20 protein-coding genes are annotated in these 20643 nt (G+C 36.0%); 11 read left to right on the top strand and 9 right to left on the bottom strand.

The features are described 5' to 3' along the window. Positions 1-79 precede the first annotated feature (79 nt). The 5 genes from EGI22_RS01865 to mraY all read right to left on the bottom strand — a co-directional run bounded on the left by EGI22_RS01865 (position 80) and on the right by mraY (position 7631). Entirely contained in the window at positions 80-895 is an 816-nt protein-coding gene (locus EGI22_RS01865; RefSeq protein ID WP_255065939.1) for a glutaminyl-peptide cyclotransferase, read from the bottom strand. Between the two features lie 428 nt (positions 896-1323). Next, positions 1324-2556, bottom strand: coding sequence for a DNA polymerase IV (dinB, locus tag EGI22_RS01860; protein WP_310588109.1), 1233 nt, complete (start codon positions 2554-2556; stop codon positions 1324-1326). 176 nt (positions 2557-2732) lie between these two features. Continuing rightward, entirely contained in the window at positions 2733-3602 is an 870-nt protein-coding gene (locus EGI22_RS01855; protein ID WP_255065938.1) for an ion transporter, read from the bottom strand. Continuing rightward, a complete protein-coding gene (locus EGI22_RS01850) occupies positions 3583-6351 on the bottom strand; it encodes a S9 family peptidase (RefSeq protein WP_255065937.1) in 2769 nt (922 codons plus the stop codon). Before EGI22_RS01850 ends, EGI22_RS01855 begins: the two co-directional genes overlap by 20 nt. Before the next feature lie 89 nt (positions 6352-6440). After that, a complete protein-coding gene (gene mraY, locus EGI22_RS01845; protein ID WP_255065936.1) occupies positions 6441-7631 on the bottom strand; it encodes a phospho-N-acetylmuramoyl-pentapeptide-transferase in 1191 nt (396 codons plus the stop codon). 163 nt (positions 7632-7794) lie between these two features. On the opposite strand from mraY, the gene EGI22_RS01840 reads away from it, so the two are divergent. The 8 genes from EGI22_RS01840 (at position 7795) to EGI22_RS01805 (ending at position 13058) form a co-directional block, all read left to right on the top strand. Beyond that, positions 7795-8397: a Crp/Fnr family transcriptional regulator gene (locus EGI22_RS01840; RefSeq protein WP_255065935.1), complete on the top strand. Its 603-nt coding sequence runs from the start codon at positions 7795-7797 to the stop codon at positions 8395-8397. A gap of 202 nt (positions 8398-8599) precedes the next feature. Further along, on the top strand, positions 8600-9343 hold the full coding sequence (locus EGI22_RS01835; protein WP_255065934.1) for a hypothetical protein: 744 nt from the start codon (positions 8600-8602) through the stop codon (positions 9341-9343). 15 nt (positions 9344-9358) lie between these two features. Then, positions 9359-9787: a hypothetical protein gene (locus EGI22_RS01830; RefSeq protein WP_255065933.1), complete on the top strand. Its 429-nt coding sequence runs from the start codon at positions 9359-9361 to the stop codon at positions 9785-9787. Between the two features lie 285 nt (positions 9788-10072). Beyond that, positions 10073-10252 (top strand): hypothetical protein, encoded by a 180-nt coding sequence (locus EGI22_RS01825; protein WP_255065932.1) that lies wholly within the window; start codon positions 10073-10075, stop codon positions 10250-10252. 49 nt (positions 10253-10301) lie between these two features. Next, complete coding sequence (locus EGI22_RS01820; protein ID WP_255065931.1) at positions 10302-10997, top strand: ATP-binding cassette domain-containing protein; 696 nt, start codon at positions 10302-10304, stop codon at positions 10995-10997. Beyond that, entirely contained in the window at positions 10998-11729 is a 732-nt protein-coding gene (locus EGI22_RS01815; protein ID WP_255065930.1) for a hypothetical protein, read from the top strand. It abuts the gene before it with no gap. A 2-nt stretch (positions 11730-11731) separates the two neighbouring features. Further along, positions 11732-12508 carry a hypothetical protein gene (locus EGI22_RS01810; protein WP_255065929.1) on the top strand — a complete coding sequence of 259 codons (777 nt, stop codon included), beginning with the start codon at positions 11732-11734 and terminating at the stop codon, positions 12506-12508. A gap of 208 nt (positions 12509-12716) precedes the next feature. Then, a complete protein-coding gene (locus EGI22_RS01805; RefSeq protein WP_255065928.1) occupies positions 12717-13058 on the top strand; it encodes a DUF4199 domain-containing protein in 342 nt (113 codons plus the stop codon). Positions 13059-13282: 224 nt separating this feature from the next. Here the strand turns inward: EGI22_RS01805 and EGI22_RS01800 are convergent, their stop codons facing one another. Beyond that, positions 13283-14050 carry a hypothetical protein gene (locus tag EGI22_RS01800; protein WP_255065927.1) on the bottom strand — a complete coding sequence of 256 codons (768 nt, stop codon included), beginning with the start codon at positions 14048-14050 and terminating at the stop codon, positions 13283-13285. 192 nt (positions 14051-14242) lie between these two features. Further along, on the bottom strand, positions 14243-14755 hold the full coding sequence (locus tag EGI22_RS01795; protein WP_255065926.1) for a DUF1761 domain-containing protein: 513 nt from the start codon (positions 14753-14755) through the stop codon (positions 14243-14245). A 174-nt stretch (positions 14756-14929) separates the two neighbouring features. Here EGI22_RS01795 and EGI22_RS01790 point away from each other — a divergent pair, with 174 nt between their 5' ends. Next, entirely contained in the window at positions 14930-15691 is a 762-nt protein-coding gene (locus EGI22_RS01790; RefSeq protein WP_255065925.1) for a hypothetical protein, read from the top strand. Here the strand turns inward: EGI22_RS01790 and dinB (EGI22_RS01785) are convergent. Then, the gene (gene dinB / locus EGI22_RS01785; protein WP_255065924.1) at positions 15680-16759 is read right to left on the bottom strand and encodes a DNA polymerase IV; all 1080 of its coding nucleotides are present in this window, start codon (positions 16757-16759) and stop codon (positions 15680-15682) included. The genes EGI22_RS01790 and dinB (EGI22_RS01785) overlap by 12 nt on opposite strands. Positions 16760-16879: 120 nt before the next feature. Between dinB (EGI22_RS01785) and EGI22_RS01780 the strand changes: the two genes are divergently transcribed. Next, entirely contained in the window at positions 16880-18448 is a 1569-nt protein-coding gene (locus EGI22_RS01780; RefSeq protein ID WP_255065923.1) for an amidohydrolase family protein, read from the top strand. Here EGI22_RS01780 and EGI22_RS01775 read toward each other — a convergent pair. Beyond that, the gene (locus EGI22_RS01775) at positions 18417-19055 is read right to left on the bottom strand and encodes a hypothetical protein (protein ID WP_255065922.1); all 639 of its coding nucleotides are present in this window, start codon (positions 19053-19055) and stop codon (positions 18417-18419) included. The two genes, EGI22_RS01780 and EGI22_RS01775, sit on opposite strands and share 32 nt — an antisense overlap. 134 nt (positions 19056-19189) lie before the next feature. On the opposite strand from EGI22_RS01775, the gene EGI22_RS01770 reads away from it, so the two are divergent. After that, complete coding sequence (locus EGI22_RS01770) at positions 19190-20587, top strand: DEAD/DEAH box helicase (protein ID WP_255065921.1); 1398 nt, start codon at positions 19190-19192, stop codon at positions 20585-20587. Positions 20588-20643: the final 56 nt, after the last annotated feature.

The following is a 20643-nucleotide window of genomic DNA, read 5'->3' as shown; positions in this document are numbered from 1 at the left end:
ATAAAAACATACCGTATTTACCCATTAAAATGGTTAAATACGGTATATGAGTGGACAAAATACTTAAATATGATCAATTTTAAAGAAATTTTATTCTGTAGATTTTTGGCCACAGTTTACCTGTTATCAAAAATTCGTCTTTCTCTCTGTCGTAGGCTATTCCATTCATTTCCATCAGGTTAGGATTTATTCTTTGGCTGTCTTGGTACAATTGTCCCAAGTCTACTTTGGCTACCACATTACCTGTGTTTACATCAATTTTTACGATTTGGTTGGTAGTCCAAATATTGGCGTAGACAAAGCCATCTACAAACTCAAGTTCGTTAAGTTTATCTACTGCATAGCCATTTTCACGTACATTGAGCTCTCTGATTTTCCAAAAATCTGCAGGTTTCATAAATGACAAAGCACTTGTGCCATCACTCATGATGATAAGTTGACCGTCATCTGTCATTCCCCATCCTTCGGGATTTGCGTAGGGGTATTCTGCTACTTTTTTGAAAGTTTTGGCGTCATAAACAAAGCATGTTTGGGCTTTGTAAGTAAGCTGGAATATCCTGCCGTCCTTTTCCACTATGCCTTCTCCAAAGTATTTGTTACGGTCTAGGGAGGCTTTTACGTTGATTTTACCGGTTGTGGTATCTACTATTCCGAAGTGAGATTGTGTAAACTCTAACTCTTCTGGAGAGCCCGTACTTTCAAATATTTGGCCGTTTTTAATATAAAGCCCTTCGGTAAATGATTGAACATCATGAGGATAACTACCTACTACGCTATAGTTTAATTGTGGAGTGTTGGCTGTTGCTTCTGTGGTTTCAGAAGTCTCTGTTTTGTTGTTGTTACAAGCGAATACTACAACTGCTAAAGTTAGACTTAAAAGGACGTTTTTTTTCATCTGAGAACATTGTTTTTTTCAAAATGTAAATATCGAAAGAAACGAATGATTTTTCAATATTATTACTAAACTTTGGTGGTGAAGTTTGATTTGGTGTTGCTTCCTCCAAAGTTTGTGCTTCTCCGCCAAAGTTTGTGTCCTCACAAACTTTTGTACTGCCTTTGTGTTCGTCCGCTATAGTTTGTGTCCTTACAAACTTTTGTGCTGCTATGATTTATTTTCTCATGAATTTTTGTGCTAATATGGTTTGTGTTTGACTGTCAAAGTTTCCGTCTTCACAAACTTTACCTCTTTTCGGGTTCGGCCTTTGATCTGACCGGTTGCTACCAACTTCACGCCACCGCCAAAGTTTGTGTCCTCACCAACTTTACCTCTTTTCCAAACAGGCCCTCGTTCTGTAATTAACCAATTACCGAATTACCACATTATCACTGATACATCCGTTTCAGTTTCTCCGCAGGTAGGCCGGAGCCCTCTACACGTATTTCTTTGCGGCGTTCGTAGAGCTGCATGCCGAACACCTTGCCCACGGCTTTGATGCCGTGCTTGTGGCGGATGCGGTCCATGGCTTGGTAGAGGTCGGCCATGTGTGCAGACTGGTCGAAGAGCTGTATCTGGCTGAAACCCGGCACGAGCTTGCTAAACTTCACGCCTATGAGCCGTATGAGCAGGCGGCGGTCGTAGAGTTTTTCGAATATCTCTAGGGCTTTTTCTTGTAGGTCGTGGTCGTTGGCGGTGTAGCTTACGCTCAACTGCCGCAGGTGCGTATCAAAATTAGAGTAGCGGATTTTTACGGATAGCTGCCCCACGCAGCGGTTTTTGCGGCGGAGGTCGTAGCAGAGTTCTTCGGTCATTTTTACGAGGATAGACCGCAGCAGGCTCACGTCGGTAGTGTCTTTGTCGAAGGTCATCTCTTTCGACATCGACTTCTGGTCGTGGTGGGGTATTACCGGGCTGGTGTCTATGCCATTGGCTTTTTCCCAAAGACTTGTGCCGCTTTTGCCCAATACTGCTTCGAGCATCTTTCGGGGCATTTCGGCCAGCATACCTATGCTCGTGATACCCAGATTGCGTAATTGTTGGCCCGTAACTTTGCCTATCATGGGCATTTTGTGTATAGGCAGTGGGCTGAGAAACGAGCGTTCTTCGCCTACTTTTATGAGTCGATGGCCGTTGGGCTTGGACTCGTTGGTGGCCACTTTCGACACGGTTTTGCAGGTACTCATGCCAAAGGATATGCTGAGGCCAGTTTCTTTGGTGATTTTTTCACGAAGTTCGGTGGCATATTGGTAGCTTCCGAAGTACTTGTCCATGCCTGTAAAGTCTGCGTAAAACTCGTCGATGGAGGCTTTTTCTAGTAGGGGCAGTTTGCCTTCCATTATTTCGGTGACGTCGTTGGAGAGTTTTGCGTAGCTCTCAAAGTCGCCACGTATCCAGATGGCATCGGGGCAGAGGCGGCGGGCCATTTTCCCTGGCATAGCCGAGCTTACGCCAAAGGCTCGGGCCTCGTAACTGCATGCGGCCACCACGCCACGATCGCTCATGCCACCCACTATTACGGGCTTGCCGAGGAGTTCGGGGTTTTTGAGCCGCTCTACCGACACAAAGAATGAGTCGAGGTCGAAGTGGGCGATAGTTCTAACAGATGCTGGCTTCATCATTAATGCCCTCGTTGTCAAGGGTTTTGTAATTCTTATAAGTAGTAATTCTAAATCGTCTTCAAATATGGCAAAATAATTGGCAATACAATGCTTGTATTTTTAGCAATAAAAATGATTGCTAAATTTTGGTGAATTGGGCGGAGGAGGTGAAGTTTGCGGGGACAAAAACTTGGGCATCAATGCCGATGCATATTTTTCTCGGCCAAAAAATATTCCGCTTGGCAGTATGGACACTTGACTTTGCCTTGTTCGTTTTTGTAACCTCTGATATGTTCGTTAAATCCCGAGGCAATAATACCCGCAGGTAATGCAAAAAGTGAAATACCTGTAATAGCCACAAATGCCCCGAGGATTTTACCAGGTAAAGTGATCGGATACATATCCCCATAACCTACTGTAGTCATGGTATTTACACCCCACCAAATAGACGCCGGAATACTCGTAAAAGCCTCTGGCTGGTAAGGGTGCTCTATATAATACATCAAAGAACTAGAGAAAATAATCAGGAAAAATATAAACGAAAAAGACAAAATAAGCTCTTCCCGCTTGCTGTAAAGCACGTTTTTGATAATTCGGAAAGCATGAAAATACCTGCTCATGCGGAAAAGACGAAGAATACGCAACAGACGCAACATCCTTATAAACCCAAAGTCTGCAGCAAAGGCGGACAAGTAAAACGGTGCAATGGCCAGCAAATCTACCAAACCCCAAAAAGAGAAAATGTAACTCAATCTACCCCAAAATGGATGGCTGTGGCCTTTGTTTTCAACACATGACCAAAGACGTAAAAGATATTCTACAGAAAAAATAGCTACAGAAAAATATTCGAAATCTTGAAAAAAATGGTGATAAGTTTCACCTAAATCAGGAATGGTGTTCAGGATTATAGCGATGGTATTCAAAAAAATCAGAATCGAAAGTGAGATATTAAACATAAAACTCAAACCTTTTCTTTCAGAATATCTCACGTCCAAAGTGCTCCAAACCTTCTTTCTGAAAGTCCGCTTATTGCCCATCTGAGCGTATTTAGTCGAGTTTGAATCCATAGTTTAAAGTTTTTTCGGTGGCTTTTACGCCGCTGCTCATCCACTCGGGCTGAGGGGCGTCTTTGAGATAATAGTCAAAATATTGCGACATCCGCTGCGACCAATCCATTCGGTTTTTTCTTTGGATCAGCCCATGTTTTTCGCCATTGTAGTTGAGCATCCACACAGGTTTATCGAGCCTTTTTAAACCCATAAACATTTCTATTCCCTGGTACCAAGGCACTGCTCCGTCGTCGTCGTTGTGCATCATGAGCACGGGAGTTTTAACATTTGGCAGATAAAAAAGCGGAGAGTTTTCTAGGTATTTTTTGGGATCTTCCCAAAGCGTGGCTCCAAGTCTTGACTGTGTTCTTTCGTATTGTGCCTGCCTCGAAAAACCCGACTCCCAGCGGATACCGCCGTAGGCACTCGTCATATTGGCCACGGGTGCACCTGCTTCGGCAGCTCTAAAAATATTGGTTTTAGTAACCAACCAAGCTATTTGATATCCTCCCCAACTATGACCCTGCACGCCTAGTCTGGTGCTGTCCACAAAGCCCATTTCGACCACTGTTTTTATTCCAGGTAATATACAGTCATAAGCACTTTGGCCAGGATAACCTATTTTGTATACTATGTCTGGCACAAATACGCAGTAGCCATTGCTGGTGTAAAAGCTGAAATTTATGCTAGATCGGGCGGGCTGAGGAACTATATAATTGTAAATCCCATCCGACATTTTTTCATAAAAATAAGTAATCATCGGATACTTTTTGCTTGGGTCAAAGTCGGCAGGTTTGTAGAGTATTCCTTCTAAAGGCTTGTTGTCTAATGATTTGTAAGAAACCATCTCGGCTGTTCCCCATTTGATATTGTTTTGTTGTGGGTTGGCGGCACTTATTTTTTTTACTGTTTTAAAATCATAGTCATTGCTGTGCAGCAGATCTGGGAAAATCTCGAAACTTTCGGCAGTAAACACCAAGTCATTGGTTTCTTTGGCTTTGTTTATTTTTGAACTGTATTTTAGTTTGTCAATGAGGACAGTTTCGGGCGTATTTGTTTCGCCCAAGTTTAATTTCGCATAACCACTTTCTTTAGTTTTGTTATCAAAAATGCTCAAAACCAATGTTTGCTTCGTGTTTATTTGGGTTTCTTTTTCGTCGAGAGAAATGTATCTGTAGCTAATTTGGTTTTCTCTTCCGTTTGTAATTCGTTTTGATTCTGATGGTTTTGAAGGATTTATGGCCCAAATATCATATTTATCATAGAGCCAAACTTCATCGTCGTTTTTTGTAAAACCGGCCATACCATAACTGCTCGGTTCGTCAGGGTGGTCGTCGTCCGCCAAATCCGAAAACAATGTGCTAGCGGTTAATTTATGGGTTTTATTATTGCGGATTTGATAAGAGTACCAAGCAGTGTCTTGTACAGAATACCAAATTACGAATTTGCCTTCAGGCGAAATTTGAGCGTTACTTATTCTTTTATTTTCGAGAATCTGAGTTTTTTGTCCGTTTTCGGTAGAGATGGCATAAAGGTCCGTTGGCGGATTAAAAAACCAATGTTGATAAGCATACTTTTCGTTTGAAATGCCCAAAACTTCGTTCTCTTGAGCATCTTTGCTTAGTTTTATTTTTGGTATTTCTTCAGAAGCCAATTGCGTCGTTTTTTCTTTGTCAATAGCATAAACCGCCAAAAAACTTTCCTTCAAGTCGGTTTTTAGGGTAGCCAACTGCTGCGGCATGGTTCGCTTATCTTTCCAGTTCCAGATATCTAGGTTTACCGTTTCTTCATCTAATCTATTGGTGTCTTTTATTATCGTTCTTTGATTTATTCCAAAAAACAATTTCCCGCCGTCTTTCGAGAATACAGGCTCAAAGTCGGCACTCACAAAAGGATATTTTGGGCTAAGACTATTCGAAGAATCACAAATATTTTTTGGTAAACTTTTCGAAGTCCAAGTCATTAAAGTAGGGTTTTTAACCAATGCCTTTTTCGTTGTATCAGGGTCTAAGATGGCAGCAAAATATTTGCCGCTTTCGTCAGATGCAAAATGTTTAAAGGTACCTTTTGTTGGACTTAAAAACGTAAGTTCCTGATCTGTAGTAGTGAAACTATATAGGCCTTCTTTTAATGTGCTGTCTTTTCCAGTAGTTGCAAATATTAAAGTATTTCCGGTTAGGTCAAAGTGGTATTTGTAAACATAAGGAAACTTGCGTAAAGTATTGTTAATTAAGCTATAAACGTTAAGCGTACTGCCATTTTCCTCAGACTCTTTCTTTTTCTTTTTTGCTAAAACTGATGTGTCTTTTTTGGTATCAGGATAATTTAAAAAAGCTATCCAATCCGTAGATTTTTCAGGAAAAACAAAACTTTTAACGTCTGAAAACTTAATATTCTCGAAACTAACAAAGCTATGAATCCCAATACTATCCTTGGGCATTTCTTCCTTCTTTTTCTTGGCCATTTTGGCATCTCTGGTAGTTTTTTTTGAAGGAGAAATTTTATATGCTGCCCATTTTGAATCTTGACTAATCCAGACATCTGAGGCTCTTTCTATGGAATCTATGGCATTGCCCAACAAAGGGTAAAACACCAATTTGCTATCTCCATCCTGTGGCTTAAGTATGTAGCTTACCCAGTGTCCGTTAGGGGTGATTTTTGTTTCAGTTATTGCATTCCAGCCGTCATAGTCGGTATGCAACATCGGCCTTTTTTGGGCCAAAGCAAATGAAGAAAAAATTAATGAAAAGACTAAAATTCGTATCATTTTATAAGGGTTCAATTCAGGCTAAAGAAGTTTTTATTTCAAATATAGGCCTGTTTGTCCTCAAAAACAATACTATTAAGCAGGTACTTTTATTGCAGTTTTAAAGTTACGATGCTTATCACCGCCAACACGATAGCCACAATCCAAAACCTCGTCACGATTTTAGCTTCGTGATAGCCTTTTTTCTGGAAATGATGATGCAATGGAGACATCAACAAAAGACGGTTCTGTTTAGCGAACTCCAGCCCTTTTCTTCGTTTTTGGTATTTGAAATAACCCACTTGGAGTATCACAGAGATGTTTTCTGCCAAAAATATCCCACACATAAGCGGAATCATGAGTTCTTTTCTAAGTATCAAAGCCAAGGTAGCTATTACGCTGCCGAGCATCAAGCTGCCTGTGTCGCCCATAAAAACCGATGCAGGGTAGGAGTTGTACCAGAGGAAACCTATGCAGGCACCGAGAAAGGCCGCACAAAATATTACGACTTCGCCTGAGTTAGGTATAAGCATGATATTCAGGTATTCAGCAAATATTTTGTTGCCAGACAAATACGCAAATACCGCCAAAGTAAGACCGATAATAGCCGAAGTACCCGCAGCGAGGCCGTCAATTCCGTCCGTAATGTTGGCGGCGTTGGATACCGCTGTTATGATAAACACACAAATAAAAACATAGGGTAACCAGGCCAAACTAGTTGGGAGGTAAGAAGAAAGAAGGTCGTAATCTAAGATGTTGTTTTTTAAGAACGGCACTGTGGTTATCAAAGAGTGTTTGTCCATGAAACCATTAGCCCCAAACTCCCTGATTTTCACGTTGTTGTTGAAATACAAGGTCAAACCAACTATTAGACCCAAACCTACTTGGCCTATGATTTTGAAAGTACCTTTTAAGCCTTCTTTGTCTTTTTTAAATACCTTGATATAGTCGTCGGCAAAACCTATCATGGTAGTCCAAAGTGTGGCCACGATGAGTAGGATGATGTAAACGTTGTCAAGTTTTGCAAACAATAATACGGGAATCATCAATGACGCTAAAATGATAAAGCCTCCCATGGTTGGCGTACCTTTTTTCTCTAACTGACCCGTTAGGCCTAAGTCTCTGATGCTCTCGCCTACCTGCAGCATTTGCAGCTTGCGGATGATGGGCTTGCCGTAGATGGCGGCTATCATTAAGGATAAAATAGTGGCTGCTGAAGCTCTAAAAGAGATATAACGAAACACGCCCGCACCCGGAAAATCAAAGGCTTGGTCTAAATAGCTAAAAAGGTAGTAAAGCATATTTTAAGGGAGTAAATTAGGTCTTTGGGCAAAGATAAAAGATTTTATTGGCAAAATGTAAAAGGTAGAAAAATGTAATTGGAAATTTTTTTTCTATGCAAATTTTAGCGTCCGATTATTTGTATATCTTTGAGCATCACAATATCCAAATAATTAAAAAAACATGATAATCACCAATTTGATAAAAAGTTTTAATATTTTCAATGAAGCCGAAGTCAAGAAAATTAGTAATGCTTTTGTGCCTATTTCATTTGATACCAAATCATTATTGTTAAACGAAGGAGAAATTTGCAACAAGATTTATTATGTCTATGAAGGCATTCTGAGAGAATTTTCTTATCTTGACACAGACACAGACACAGACACAGACACAGACACTAAAACATTAACCCACCATATATTGGCCGAAAATGAGTGGATATATCAAATAGAGAGTTTCCTTTTAGAAAAACCTTCAGCGTGTTATATTGAAGCATTAAGCCCCATTAAGGCATTTTACATAATAAAACAAGACTTAGAACGCCTCGTTGCCGAATTGCCGTCTTTGGCTTATGTAATGATAAAAATATATGAGAAATATCTTTTACAACTCGAACATCGAAACGCTTTTCACCGAATCAAAAATGCCGAACAACGTTTAGAGGTTTTTGAAAAAATGCAACCCAACATCCAAAACCGTGTGTCTAGTAAAGTTTTGGCCTCTTATTTAAACGTTACCCCCCAACAGCTGAGCCGTATCAGAAGTAAAAGAGCCCATGCCAAATAATATGTAGAAAAAATCGAAGCCTAATATTATTACAAAAGCAAAAAACCCAAATGAACATTTGGCAATTTTTTTATTAACATTTGGCAATTTTTTTTCTCAGAAACCTTACCGACCTTTACAAACAACAAAGCCCCCGAAGATCTTGGCAGACGAAGGGGGCTCTGGATATTTAATCTTTTAACAAAATTAAACACGTAAATTTATGAAAAAAGTATTTTGGTCAATTCAAAAACGAAATTTGTTTTTAGCATTTCTTTTTATCGTTAGTTTTTTATCAAGTTGTAAAAATGATAAACTTTTGCCCGAAACAAATGCTGTATCTACTTTAAAAGTTGAGAACATTGTTCCTGATTTATTAAGTGAATATAAAAATTCTGAAAAGCAATTTGTATTTGAAGAGCAAAAAATTTATTCATCAAATAAAAAAAGCCACATTACTATTTATTTGTGCTCATATGATAAAAACTTAATTGATGATTTCAAAAAAAATTCACATTTTGAATTAAGTATATTGAAAAAGGACAAACTAAAAGAATTTACTTCGCACTCCAATGGAAAAAATGATGGTAGTATTTCAAATTCTGAATCGATGGATTTTTGGGTAGAATTAGGGGAAAAATATTCTGAAGACCCCCAAAGTGCCTTAATATTATCTAAGGTATTTGAAAATAAAAAAGCAAAATTTAAGCCTTCTTATGCTAATTTTGATTATTATGTTGACAATGACAGCGATATAGGTGTATATAGATTACCAGCAAATAATTCCGATTCGGATGTTAATTGTGAATTCTTTTTAAAACATGGTTGGTTAGGTGCATGGCAACATCAAATTACTATTAATTTAATCGAAAATTGGCAGACATTCGATTTCAACCCAGCAAGTGCGTATAAGGTGAGAGTAAATGTTAGACATAATTGGAATAACTATAATGTTTTTAATAATTAACTTCAATAAAAAAATATGAAAGCGTTCGTTTTATTTTCATTAATTTGCTTATTATCATGTGATAAGGTTAATACAAAGCCTTTGACTAACTCAATCAATAAAAAGCTAAATGGAAAATGGGAGGTTATTAATTTTACCCCCGTATATTCAGATTTTGATTTGTCGGTAATTCCAAATAAGGTAATTATTGATTTTAAAACATTAAATAAAGAGATTTCAGCGGATATAATTGTTGATGGAACTTCTTTTGTAGGAATAGAATTAGGTAATACTTTTCACGGCTCAAAAGAATTTGCTGGCATTAATTTTAAATTTCCAGGAAATAAGACTGATTTTAAAAAATACCTTTTTTCTGTAGAACCATATTCTGCAGTTTTTTATCCGAATGAAGATGTTGTTTTAGAAGGTGCATCTCATAGTATTAGGTTGAGAAAGATTCTTTAAGAAGCATTAAGTTTGTTTATAGTTTTCCCCGCTCTTCTTAGTCTTCAGACTAAGAAGAGGTGTCAAACGGTCTTCAGACCGGTAATGTTTGAGAGTTTTTTTGCTTAAAATACTTGAATAGGTCTGAAGACTAAGCACAGCAGTGCAATTTTTTTATTAACATTTTGCAATTTTTTCTTTCAAAAACCTTTCAGACCTTTACAAACAACAAAGCCCCCGAAGATCTTGGTCGGCCTATGGGAGCTTTGCTTATTTAATTTTTTAACTATTAAACAATGTAAATTTATGAAAAAAGTAGCGAATTTTAAAAGGTTTGTAGTTATTGCTTTATTGCTTTCAATACCTTTGGGAGTATTTGCACAAGCAAGCTGTACTATCACAACGGTTTATTTTCCTGGTGGTGAATTTAAGTCATCCTCATGTAGTAATCCCGCTTCAAATACATCTTGGTGGATTTTTTATTAATTAAAACAAAAAAAACGATTAAAATATTAATCGTTTTTTTATATAAAATATGTTGATTGCAAAAGGAATAGAACTAGAAAAGAAAGGTAAAATAATCCTCAAAAAGCTTGATATTAGCCTAAATAGGGGTGAAATAGTATGTGTTGCAGGTTCAAATGGAGCAGGAAAGAGTTCATTTTTAAAAGCCATATCTGGAGTAGATAAAGATACTAAAGGCGAAAGCGTTTATCAAGGAATAAATTTATTATCTCCAAATAGAATTAAAGCATTAGAGAAAATCGGATTTATGTTGTTTCCTGATGCTTTTTACGGCTATCTAACAGTAAGGCAAAATATTCAAATTTATAAGAACTATTACACTAACAATTTTCAAAGCATTTTGGAAATTTTATCAATATTTAATATAGGCTCATTTTCAGACCAGAAAGTGGCTACACTTTCTGCTGGTCAAAAACAAAGGTTATCAATTGCATTGGCTTTTGTAAATAAACCAGATTTATTGATTTTGGATGAGCCGTTCAATTCAATTGATAGAGAAAATACGAATGAAATAATTAAAACAATAAATTTTCTAAATAAAGAATTTAATTCAACTTTTTTAATAACGGGTCATGGATTAAATGACTTAGAAAAAATTTATACTCGCTTTATGATTGTCAAAAAAGGCGAAATAGTTTTCAATCAAAAAAAAGAACAAATTGAAGGAACTACAAATATCCATGAGATATATAATTCGTTACATTGAATGTTAAAGTATCTAGAAAATGAGCTTTTAAAACAAAGCAAAAACACAAAATTGTTTTTGTTTGTTATTTTGGAAATTTTTTTAGGTTGGTTACTTCAGCTTAAATTTTTTAAAGAAGCATTTGAGGTTTTTCCTTACTGGAAAACATCAAATGAAGGGAAAACCTTTGACGATTTTATTTTTTCAGGTTCAAATTTTTATATCTTTCTTTGGTTTATTTTAACTTCGATTTTAGTTACAATTTTATTGGTTGATGTAGATAATAAGTCTAAATTCAATTTAAAAATTAAGCTACTTCCTATTTTGCGTTTCAAATTTATTTTGGTTAAACTGATTTTTTTCTTTCTCCTCTTCTTCTTTAGCGTTCTTTTTATTTCTATATTTTATTTTCACAACATTATCAATATTTCAGAATATTATTCAAAACAATGGGATTTTTCTATAGAGAGCTTTTCTGTTTATTTTGGATTGATAATGGCTTTATCCTTAAGTGTTTTTTTGATTAATTTTTCAGTTTTCTTAATTTCTAAATTTAAGATAATACCCGGTAGCATAGTTTGCTTAATTGTTAACTTTGGGTTAATCTTTGTTCCATATTCTCCTCAATTTATTTTAAAAAAGCAACATTTGTTTTTAAATGAAAGTGAACTATATAATGGTTATATATTATCTATTTTTTGGTTATTGGTATTTTTTGGTTTTGCTTTATTTAACTTTAAAAAGATACTATAGATATGAAAAAAGTTTTAAATCATTTTAAAAATGAGTTCATAAAAGCAATTCTTTTTCATCCAATTATTTGGATTTTGATTATTATTTTTTTGATTAGTATATCATCTTCAATTTTTTTTTCAAATAGCCTGGATTCATTAAAAGAAGACACATTGGTAGTCTATAAAGCGGCAGTTGGATTGATTATTGGTGTAATTCAGATACTTATTATTCCTTTATATTTGATTGTTTTCTTTCTCCTTATTGATATTGAAAGACAAAACAAAACGGAACTAAATTATTTAACTCTTCCAATTCGCTTAAATATTTTTTACATTCTAAAATTTGTTTTAGCCTATTTAATTTATCTAGTATCTATTGGAATAATCTTGTCAATGATTTATTTTGTCGTAAACGCAAAAATTCAAAGTTTAAATTTACCTGAAATAGAAATATCATTTCTTCGATTTTATGTAAGCCATGCAAAACATTTTATTATATTACCGCTTACCGTTTTTTTAAGTTATTTTATCATGAGCATATATATAAAAAATTATTATTTAATTTTTTCCCTCCTTTTAATTTTACATGTTTTAAGTTTTTTAAACACAACATTTCCAAATCCACTTAATATTTTTGATAGAGCTATAAATATGGAACGTAGTATTTTAGTTGAAGGGTTTGTAATGCGTTTTGATATAAAAAATATTTATGTAGTTGGTTTTTTATATTGTTTTGTTTTATTATCAACAGTTAAAGTGTTAGATATTTCAAAAAAATATTATTTCAAAAACCTATGAAGTACTTAAATTGGAATAACATTCTTAACATTTCCTTCTCTTTTATAATTTTTAGAATTTCGATTAACATTATAAACTATCTGTTTGATGGCCTAATATCAAATAATTCCATACTCAATTTTAGCCTATTAATTTTAGGGGTAATACTAATATTTTTATTGAGCTATTATTTTTTAAATGAGGAAATTGAGATGAAAAAAAATTGTTTTTGTCAATTTTTTTAAGCCTTTTAGTTTCTAGTTTACTTTTAATGGTTTTTGAATTATTTCTTCATAATTATGTAGATCCAGACTATAAGAATAGAATTGCTGATCAACAAGTTGAAAGACAAATACTGAAAATAAAGGAAATTGAAGAGAAGAAAAATGTAACTATGGATTTTGATTCTGATGAAATGAGAAATAAAATCCTTGAAAAATATAACACAAAAGGAATAATTGGCTCTTTGCCTTACTATCTGTTTTTTTCATTATTATATGCTTTGATTTTAAATATTATATTAAAAATGCGGCACGAAATAACCAAAGAACATAAAAAAAATAAATCTTAGAGCAATATGTTTTAACCTTTTTATGATGAGTATCCCGCTCTTCTTAGTCTTCAGACAAAGAAGCGGTGTCAGTCGGTCTTAAGACCTTCAATATTTGAATATTTTTGTGCTTAAAATACTTGAATAGGTCTTAAGACCTAATTACACTTAAACTCATTTTGAAGACTCGAAACGGCAAGGGTTTTTTTATTTCGGGTATAAGGAATCACTAAATACCCTCCCACTCAAATCTCCGTAACGCCATTCACTCCCAAAGCCTCAAAATACACTTTCCAATAGTCGGTTACGTTGGGGTTGTTTTCTTTTGAAGAGCTGGTAGGTGCAAAAGGCAAAATAATAGATACTTGGGCGTTTGTGAGGTTATATAGCTTGTAGTTTTCGGCGTCCTTTTTTGCCCAATCTTCCGCTTGGTCGTGGCTTATGGGTGCTGCTTTATGAAAATCCCGGCCATTTTTTAGGCTTTCTACCATATCAGAGAAATAATACGCTTTCACGTCTTTTTTTGTATTTAAAGCATTTGATAACAAAGGAATTGAGGCCGAAATGTTGGTTTCGGCATTTGATGCTCCGGGGTTTTTCTCAAGCATTTTTTGTACGGCCATATCCAATATCATCTTACGCTCTTTGCCGATGCTCATTTCGTAATTGGTTTGGGCTGCTTCTAGGTCGGTGGCGTTGAGACCCTCTGTGTTTTCTTTTACTGTGCGGGCAGAGACAGATACCACTTTGGCTTTGGCGGTGTTTTCGTGTATGTAGTATATCTCAAATACATCTCCCTCGGTTTGTATGTTTTTGTCTATCAATGACTTTAGTGCTGACTGAAACTTATTTCTTACAAAACTGTCGTCCACATTTACACTCTGTGTTTTGTCAAAAAATACCAATGTATGGCTGTTTCGTATAGGTGTTTGGGTTTGGGTGGTTTCGGTATCTGAGGTACCACAAGAAAAGAAGGCAACTGCCAAAACAAAATTTAAAAGGAGCTTTTTCATCGGATGAGGTTTTATAAAAGATAAGGAACGCTTTCGATGCAAAATTATTGAAAAATATCGAGGGGCATTAAAAATTGTTTTGAATTTGGAGAAATATAAAAATGGATAATGTTGGGGGATTTCTTTTTTATGGTTTTTGAATAAGGAAACAGTATGCCAATCCTAAAGTTTTAGCATACTATTTTATGGTTTTTATTTTTGCCAACCGCTGATTATGCCGCCCATTAACATCAAACTAAGGGCCCAGTATCCGGCATTGATAAAGATGTATTTCCAGCTTTTCCCTTCAAAAAGTGCATTTGTGCCTTGAATCGGTAAAACTAAAAATATGCTAAACATTAAGCCATGAAAAGCTCCGTGTTTGAAGGTTCTGAATTCGTTGCCATATTTACCCATAAATCCTGCTATGTCTGCTTCTGCCATCGTTTTAGCAGCTAAGTCTGTGCCTATCAATTGATGATTACAGATGGAGTAAAGGTGCATTTGGTGTACCACCAATGGAAATATCGCAGTAGAGAGCATCAGAGCGAACAATAAGGTAAATCCAAAGATTTTGACCATATTTCCTTTTTTCATCGATTCTTCTGTCAGTCCTGCTTCTCTCATCCATGCAGGCCCAAAAGTTTTGGGATTATACCACAACGATCCAACAACGAAGTTTGCGAAAGCGGCCAGCAATAGGGCTTTCCAGTTTAATAATTCCATTTGAGTATTTGTTTAGGGTTTAAATATTTTAATACAAACTTAAAGATTTTTTTGAAATCATTTAAATTTCACCATCCTTTTAAGTTTTGATTTTTTTGGTATAATTTTGGAGGCTTATTTTAACATTCATTTCAATTTTATTCATTTTTATATAATGCTTCCAAACACTTTTTTATGGCAGGAATAATGGAATATTTATATCAATATTATTATGTAGTATTGATATTGCAAGGTATTTGTCTTTATCATTCATTCAAGAGAGGTACTCATCAAAAATGGATTTGGCTTATAGTTTTTCTTCCATTTATAGGTTCGATTATCTATATTTTTACTGAAATAATCAAAAAAAATCAGATACGAGACTTTAAAGGTTTTTTTATAAATTTAATTAATCCAACTGGTAGGATAAATGAATTAGAAAAGAAATTGAGGTTTTCTGAAACCTTCCAAAGTAAAGTTTCCTTAGCTTATGCTTATCAGGCTGCTAACAGAAACATTGAAGCCATCCCATTATTTGAGTCTGCTCTCAGCGGTATACATTCTGACGATGTAGATGTAACAATATCACTTTTAGAAGCATACTATGCGATTGAAAACTATAAGAAAGTGGTAGAATTGGGTAATAAACTACAGAATGATGGTTTTTTTCAAAAGTCTGAAGCAAATATTTATTATGCTTTTAGTCTAGAGAAAATCGAAAAATTTCAAGAAGCAGAGCAAGTTTATCAAAAGTTAAATCGGAAACTTTGCAATTTTCAGGCTAGATATTATTATGGAAAATATCTACAAAGAATATCACAAGAGGAAAAAGCACGAATGTTATTTGAGAAGATGGTAGAAGAATCACATTTTCTTGTTAAAGGCGAATTACGAAAAGAAAAATTTTGGATTAGTAAAGCCTCTGAAGAGTTAAAGAAAAAAAAGTCAGAACTCTAGCAATAATTGCCTCCCTGATCCATTTTCCTCATCCAGAAAATTCGAAACGCCCAGTCCGAGCAGTCTTATGCCTTTCGGAAAAGGCAAGAGATTTTCTATCAATAGCTCTATGGTTTTGTTTATTTCCTCTTTGGTTTTATAACCTTCCTCTTTGGTTTTACTTCTTGAGATAATCTCGAAATCGCCATATTTTATTTTGATAGTCAGTGTTTTACCAATGAGTTGATGTTTTTGGCTTCGCAACAAAAGTGCTTCAGTAAGCCTAAACAGTTCTCGATATATTTCAGAAACCAATGCTAGGTCTGCACTAAAAGTATTCTCTACACTCACAGATTTGGTCTCACGCGATGCACTCACCAAACGGCGGTCTTGGCCTCTTGCAATCTCAAAATAATAATGTCCAACTTTCCCGAAATTTTTAACCAAAAAATCTAGCGATTGTTCTTTCAGTTCTTTGCCAGATTGTATGCCCATTGCCCTCATTTTTTCGGCAGTTACTTTTCCTATTCCGTAGAATTTATGAATCGGCAGTGTTTCTACAAAAGCCTCTGCCTGTGGTGGTTTTATCACGCACTGGCCATTGGGTTTGTTGATGTCTGAGGCGGTTTTTGCCAAGAATTTATTAAACGAAATGCCTGCGGACGCCGTTAAATGTGTTTTTTCAAATATTTTCTGCCTGATTTCTAAGGCTATTTGGGTGGCAGTATCTATGTTTTTTTTGTTTTCGGTCACATCTAAATAGGCCTCATCGAGCGAAAGTGGCTCTATCAAGTCGGTATATTCTTGAAAAATCTCTCGAATTTGTATGGAAACCTGTTTGTAAACATCAAAGCGAGGTTTTACAAAAATCAATTCTGGACATAGTCTTTTGGCTGTTTTTGAGGGTAGAGCCGAACGGACGCCAAATTTTCTTGCCTCATAACTGGCAGCTGCTACAACGCCTCTGTCCGCACTGCCACCCACCGCCACAGGTTTGCCTCGGAGGTCAGGGTTGTCGCGTTGTTCTACCGAAGCAAAAAATGCGTCCATGTCGATATGTATGATTTTCCGGTATTCGGCCAATTTCATTTCTTTTTCCGTACAAAAATATCTATTTATCTTAAGAGAAATTCATTTGTGGATTTTTAAAGCATTTATATGGTTTCAAATTGCTTTTTGCGTAAATTTAATTTCTAACCTTCATCCCTTATGAAAAATTCAATTTTCTTGCTCTTACTTTCTTTAAATGTTTTCTCTCAAAAATTTGAGGTTTGCATTACCAATGCCCGTATAGTAGACGGAACAGGCAATCCTTGGGTATATGGCTCGGTGGGTATAAAAAACGGCAAGATTTCTCAGATTAATGGAATTAAATCGGAGGATTGTAAAACCATTATAGATGCTAAAAATCAAATTCTTAGTCCGGGATTTATCGATGTGCATACCCATATAGAATCCTCTATTATCGATATACCGACCGCCGATAATTTTATATTTGATGGCGTAACAAGTTTAATTACAGGTAATTGTGGCTCTTCAGAAGTAAACCTAAAAAAGTTTTTTGATACACTTCAACAGATTGGTATTACGCCAAATGTGGCTTCGTTGATTGGTCATAATTCTGTTAGGGCTTATGTAATGAAAAACGTTTTTAGAGACCCAACTGCCACAGAACAAAAACGTATGGAAGAACTTGTGGCCAAAGGAATGGAGGACGGTGCGGTGGGTTTGGCTACAGGTTTGATTTATATACCTGGCACCTATTCTAAAACGCCCGAAGTGGTGGCATTGGCAAAAGTAGCTGCCCAATATGGTGGAATCTATGCATCGCACATTAGAGACGAAGCTCACAAAGTGCATGAGGCCATAGAAGAGGCCATAAATATTGGCAGAGAAGCCCATATTCCTGTCGAAATATCTCATTTTAAAATTTCGGCAAAACCATTATTTGGAAAAAGCAATGAAACGATAGATTTGGTGGAAAATGCCAGAAAAGAAGGCATAGATGTAAATGTGGATCAATACCCATACACTGCCAGCAGTACCAATATGGGCACCATGGTTCCTTCTTGGGTTTGGGCGGATGGCGATAGTTTGGTGAAGGCTAGACTTACGGATGGGAGTTCAAGGAAGCAGATTGTAAAGGAAATATTGGAGAGTTTAAAAAAGGACAAAAGAAAAAACTTTGATTATGCCGTTATTGCCAGATATTCAGGAGATTCGAGTTTTAATGGAAAAAGTATCAGTCAGATAAACAAAGAAAAAGGAGGAAAAAACAATGCCGAATCTGAGGCGTATTTGATTTTGGATTTGCTACAAAATGACAAAGCACAGATGGTGTTTCATAAAATGGACGAAGAAGATGTAGAGCGGATTTTGAGATATCCATTGACGATGATAGCCTCTGATGCGGGGATTTATAAATTTGGCAAAAACATGCCCCACCCAAGAGGCTACGGAAGCAATGCCAGAGTGCTGGGGAGATATGTAAGAGAAAAACATACGATAGGATTGGAAGAAGCCATAAGAAAAATGACCTCGCTGCCTGCCCAAAGGTTTGGTTTGGAAAGTCGTGGTTTGATAAAAGAAGGTTATGCTGCAGACATACTATTGTTTGATGAAAATACCATTACAGACAAAGCCACTTTTGCTGAGCCACATGCCTACAGCCAAGGTTTTTCGCTAGTTATGATAAACGGAAAGGTGGTTTTGCAAAACGGCCAAATAAACACTGAAAGACCTGGAGCTATTTTGTATGGGAAAGGGAAATTGGATTGAGTTTTTTGTTTCCGAATTTATAAAATAACCTTAGTTGTGCATGAGGAACCCAAGCAGCTTCTACTCCTTTAGGTTTTTTGAAATAGTCTTCAATTTTCTCATTAGTTTTTAGTTGCAGATAGACTTCTTGAAACTCGTCTTTATAAACTTCCAAGCTTTTATTTGAAAACGCACTTCCGATACCAATACCAAAGTCCAATTGTACCTTCTTATTTCTATTGGTATTTAAACCAACTTTTATAAATGGTTCAAATTTATTTTTGGAATTATATAAACTAACAATACGCCAACCATACAAGGTCATTGGTGCTTCAAACTTTGTCAGCCTTATGCCTGTTTCAGCAAAAACATACTTTTTACTCAAATTCTTGTAAATTAAATCCACATTTAAGCCTGAAGATTTTACGAATTCTGGCCATTCTGAAATCCAAATATGTGCATTTCTTTGCCACCTAATATTACTACCGACGGCGTTGTTTTTCCATCGGTATTCATAGCCAATATTTGGTCTTAGTAAGATAGAATTTCCGAAATCTATATTTATTAAGGATTGAGCGGAAGTATTACAATAAATCAAAAAAAGAAAAATGAATAGTGGCTTTTTCATGTCATCAGGATTTTGGTTTAAAATTAGAAAAATCTTTATTTTATGTTCTGTGGAAACTTCCTAAAATTATTTTACGGTAAAAAAATCCCGATAAAAGCCATATCATGGGTATCTTTGCACCCAAATAGAACATTATGGAAAACAGCTTCAATAAATTTGACCTCAACAAACAGTTGCTTATGGCTGTGGAAGAATTGGGTTATACAGAGCCCAGTGAGATTCAAGACAAGGCTATTCCGCTCATAATGGCCGGGCACGATGTGTTGGGAATTGCCCAAACGGGTACTGGTAAAACAGCCGCATACCTTTTACCGATTCTGATGAAAATCAAGTATGCTCAAGGTTTGGATGCCCGCTGTATGATATTTGCTCCTACGCGAGAATTGGTTATGCAAATAGACGCTTCTATGGTGGAACTTGCAAAATATACGGATATACGTCATGTGGCTCTTTTTGGTGGATTGGGCCCAAAAACCCAAATAGAAAACCTAAAAAAAGGCGTTGATATTATTGTGGCCACACCCGGGAGGTTTATGGATTTGTATCTTTTGGGAGAAATTGTAACCAAGAGTCTGCAATATTTAGTACTTGACGAAGCCGATAAAATGATGGATATGGGTTTTATGCCGCAGATCCGAAAAATATTGGAAATAATACCTAGAAAAAGGAAAAACTTGCTTTTCTCTGCTACTTTTCAGCCACGGGTAGAGAAACTCTCGGAGGAATTTCTTGAAGCACCCATAAAAGTTGAGATTACTCCTTCGGCCACGGCTGCCAGTACTATTAGCCAAAAAATGTACCGAGTGCCGAATTTCAAAACCAAAATCAACCTTTTGGGCTATTTGTTGGACTCAGACGTGATAACGAGAGCTATGGTTTTTTGTAGAACCAAAACTGTTGCCGACAATGTGTTTAAGTATCTTGAAAGGAAAGTTTTAGGAGCTAATAATGTGCGGGTGATACATGCCAATAAAGGTCAAAATACCCGAATAAATGCCGTGGAGGACTTCAGAGGAGGCAAGATAAAGGTGTTGGTTTCTACCGATGTAGCAGCTCGTGGAATAGATGTGAATGCGGTAAGTCATGTGATAAACTTCGATGTGCCATTGATATATGAAGATTATGTGCACAGAATTGGCCGCACGGGTAGAGCAAAATTAGAAGGTGAGGCTATTACGTTTGTAATGGAGCATGAAGAGTACCATTTGGAGAAAATTCAAAAGATCATTCGGACGCTGATTCCTGTTGAAGAAATACCAAGCATAGTAAAAATAGAAGAGACCTCGTTTGAAGAAAATCAAGAAATACTCAAAGCGATAGATGAGCAACGAAAAAAATCTGATCCTGATTTTCAAGGGGCGTTTCATGAGAAATCTGCTAAAAATCTAAAGTTCGAGAAGATGAGATTGGCCAAAGAGTTTGCGGCTAAAAACAAACCTAAGTCGAGCGGAATCAAGCCTAAAGCTGCAGGAAATAAGTCAAGATCTGGAGCAAGTAAGCCTAGTTCTAAAGGTGGATTTAAGAGAAAATAATGAATTTGGCGATTGTAATCCCCAATTTCATATAAATTTAGGGATTACATTCCCTA

The organism is Lacihabitans sp. LS3-19 (assembly GCF_024343575.1).
Lineage (GTDB): Bacteria > Bacteroidota > Bacteroidia > Cytophagales > Spirosomataceae > Leadbetterella.
This window is presented reverse-complemented; position numbering and strand designations above follow the sequence as displayed.

Excerpts from the sequence above, each read along its gene's own strand:
- EGI22_RS01865 (WP_255065939.1), bottom strand. The coding sequence starts at position 895 with ATGAAAAAAAACGTCCTTTTAAGTCTAACTTTAGCAGTTGTAGTATTC.
- dinB (WP_310588109.1), bottom strand. The coding sequence starts at position 2,556 with ATGATGAAGCCAGCATCTGTTAGAACTATCGCCCACTTCGACCTCGAC.
- EGI22_RS01855 (WP_255065938.1), bottom strand. The coding sequence starts at position 3,602 with ATGGATTCAAACTCGACTAAATACGCTCAGATGGGCAATAAGCGGACT.
- EGI22_RS01850 (WP_255065937.1), bottom strand. The coding sequence starts at position 6,351 with ATGATACGAATTTTAGTCTTTTCATTAATTTTTTCTTCATTTGCTTTG.
- mraY (WP_255065936.1), bottom strand. The coding sequence starts at position 7,631 with ATGCTTTACTACCTTTTTAGCTATTTAGACCAAGCCTTTGATTTTCCG.
- EGI22_RS01840 (WP_255065935.1), top strand. The coding sequence starts at position 7,795 with ATGATAATCACCAATTTGATAAAAAGTTTTAATATTTTCAATGAAGCC.
- EGI22_RS01835 (WP_255065934.1), top strand. The coding sequence starts at position 8,600 with ATGAAAAAAGTATTTTGGTCAATTCAAAAACGAAATTTGTTTTTAGCA.
- EGI22_RS01830 (WP_255065933.1), top strand. The coding sequence starts at position 9,359 with ATGAAAGCGTTCGTTTTATTTTCATTAATTTGCTTATTATCATGTGAT.
- EGI22_RS01825 (WP_255065932.1), top strand. The coding sequence starts at position 10,073 with ATGAAAAAAGTAGCGAATTTTAAAAGGTTTGTAGTTATTGCTTTATTG.
- EGI22_RS01820 (WP_255065931.1), top strand. The coding sequence starts at position 10,302 with ATGTTGATTGCAAAAGGAATAGAACTAGAAAAGAAAGGTAAAATAATC.
- EGI22_RS01815 (WP_255065930.1), top strand. The coding sequence starts at position 10,998 with ATGTTAAAGTATCTAGAAAATGAGCTTTTAAAACAAAGCAAAAACACA.
- EGI22_RS01810 (WP_255065929.1), top strand. The coding sequence starts at position 11,732 with ATGAAAAAAGTTTTAAATCATTTTAAAAATGAGTTCATAAAAGCAATT.
- EGI22_RS01800 (WP_255065927.1), bottom strand. The coding sequence starts at position 14,050 with ATGAAAAAGCTCCTTTTAAATTTTGTTTTGGCAGTTGCCTTCTTTTCT.
- EGI22_RS01795 (WP_255065926.1), bottom strand. The coding sequence starts at position 14,755 with ATGGAATTATTAAACTGGAAAGCCCTATTGCTGGCCGCTTTCGCAAAC.
- EGI22_RS01790 (WP_255065925.1), top strand. The coding sequence starts at position 14,930 with ATGGCAGGAATAATGGAATATTTATATCAATATTATTATGTAGTATTG.
- dinB (WP_255065924.1), bottom strand. The coding sequence starts at position 16,759 with ATGAAATTGGCCGAATACCGGAAAATCATACATATCGACATGGACGCA.
- EGI22_RS01780 (WP_255065923.1), top strand. The coding sequence starts at position 16,880 with ATGAAAAATTCAATTTTCTTGCTCTTACTTTCTTTAAATGTTTTCTCT.
- EGI22_RS01775 (WP_255065922.1), bottom strand. The coding sequence starts at position 19,055 with ATGAAAAAGCCACTATTCATTTTTCTTTTTTTGATTTATTGTAATACT.
- EGI22_RS01770 (WP_255065921.1), top strand. The coding sequence starts at position 19,190 with ATGGAAAACAGCTTCAATAAATTTGACCTCAACAAACAGTTGCTTATG.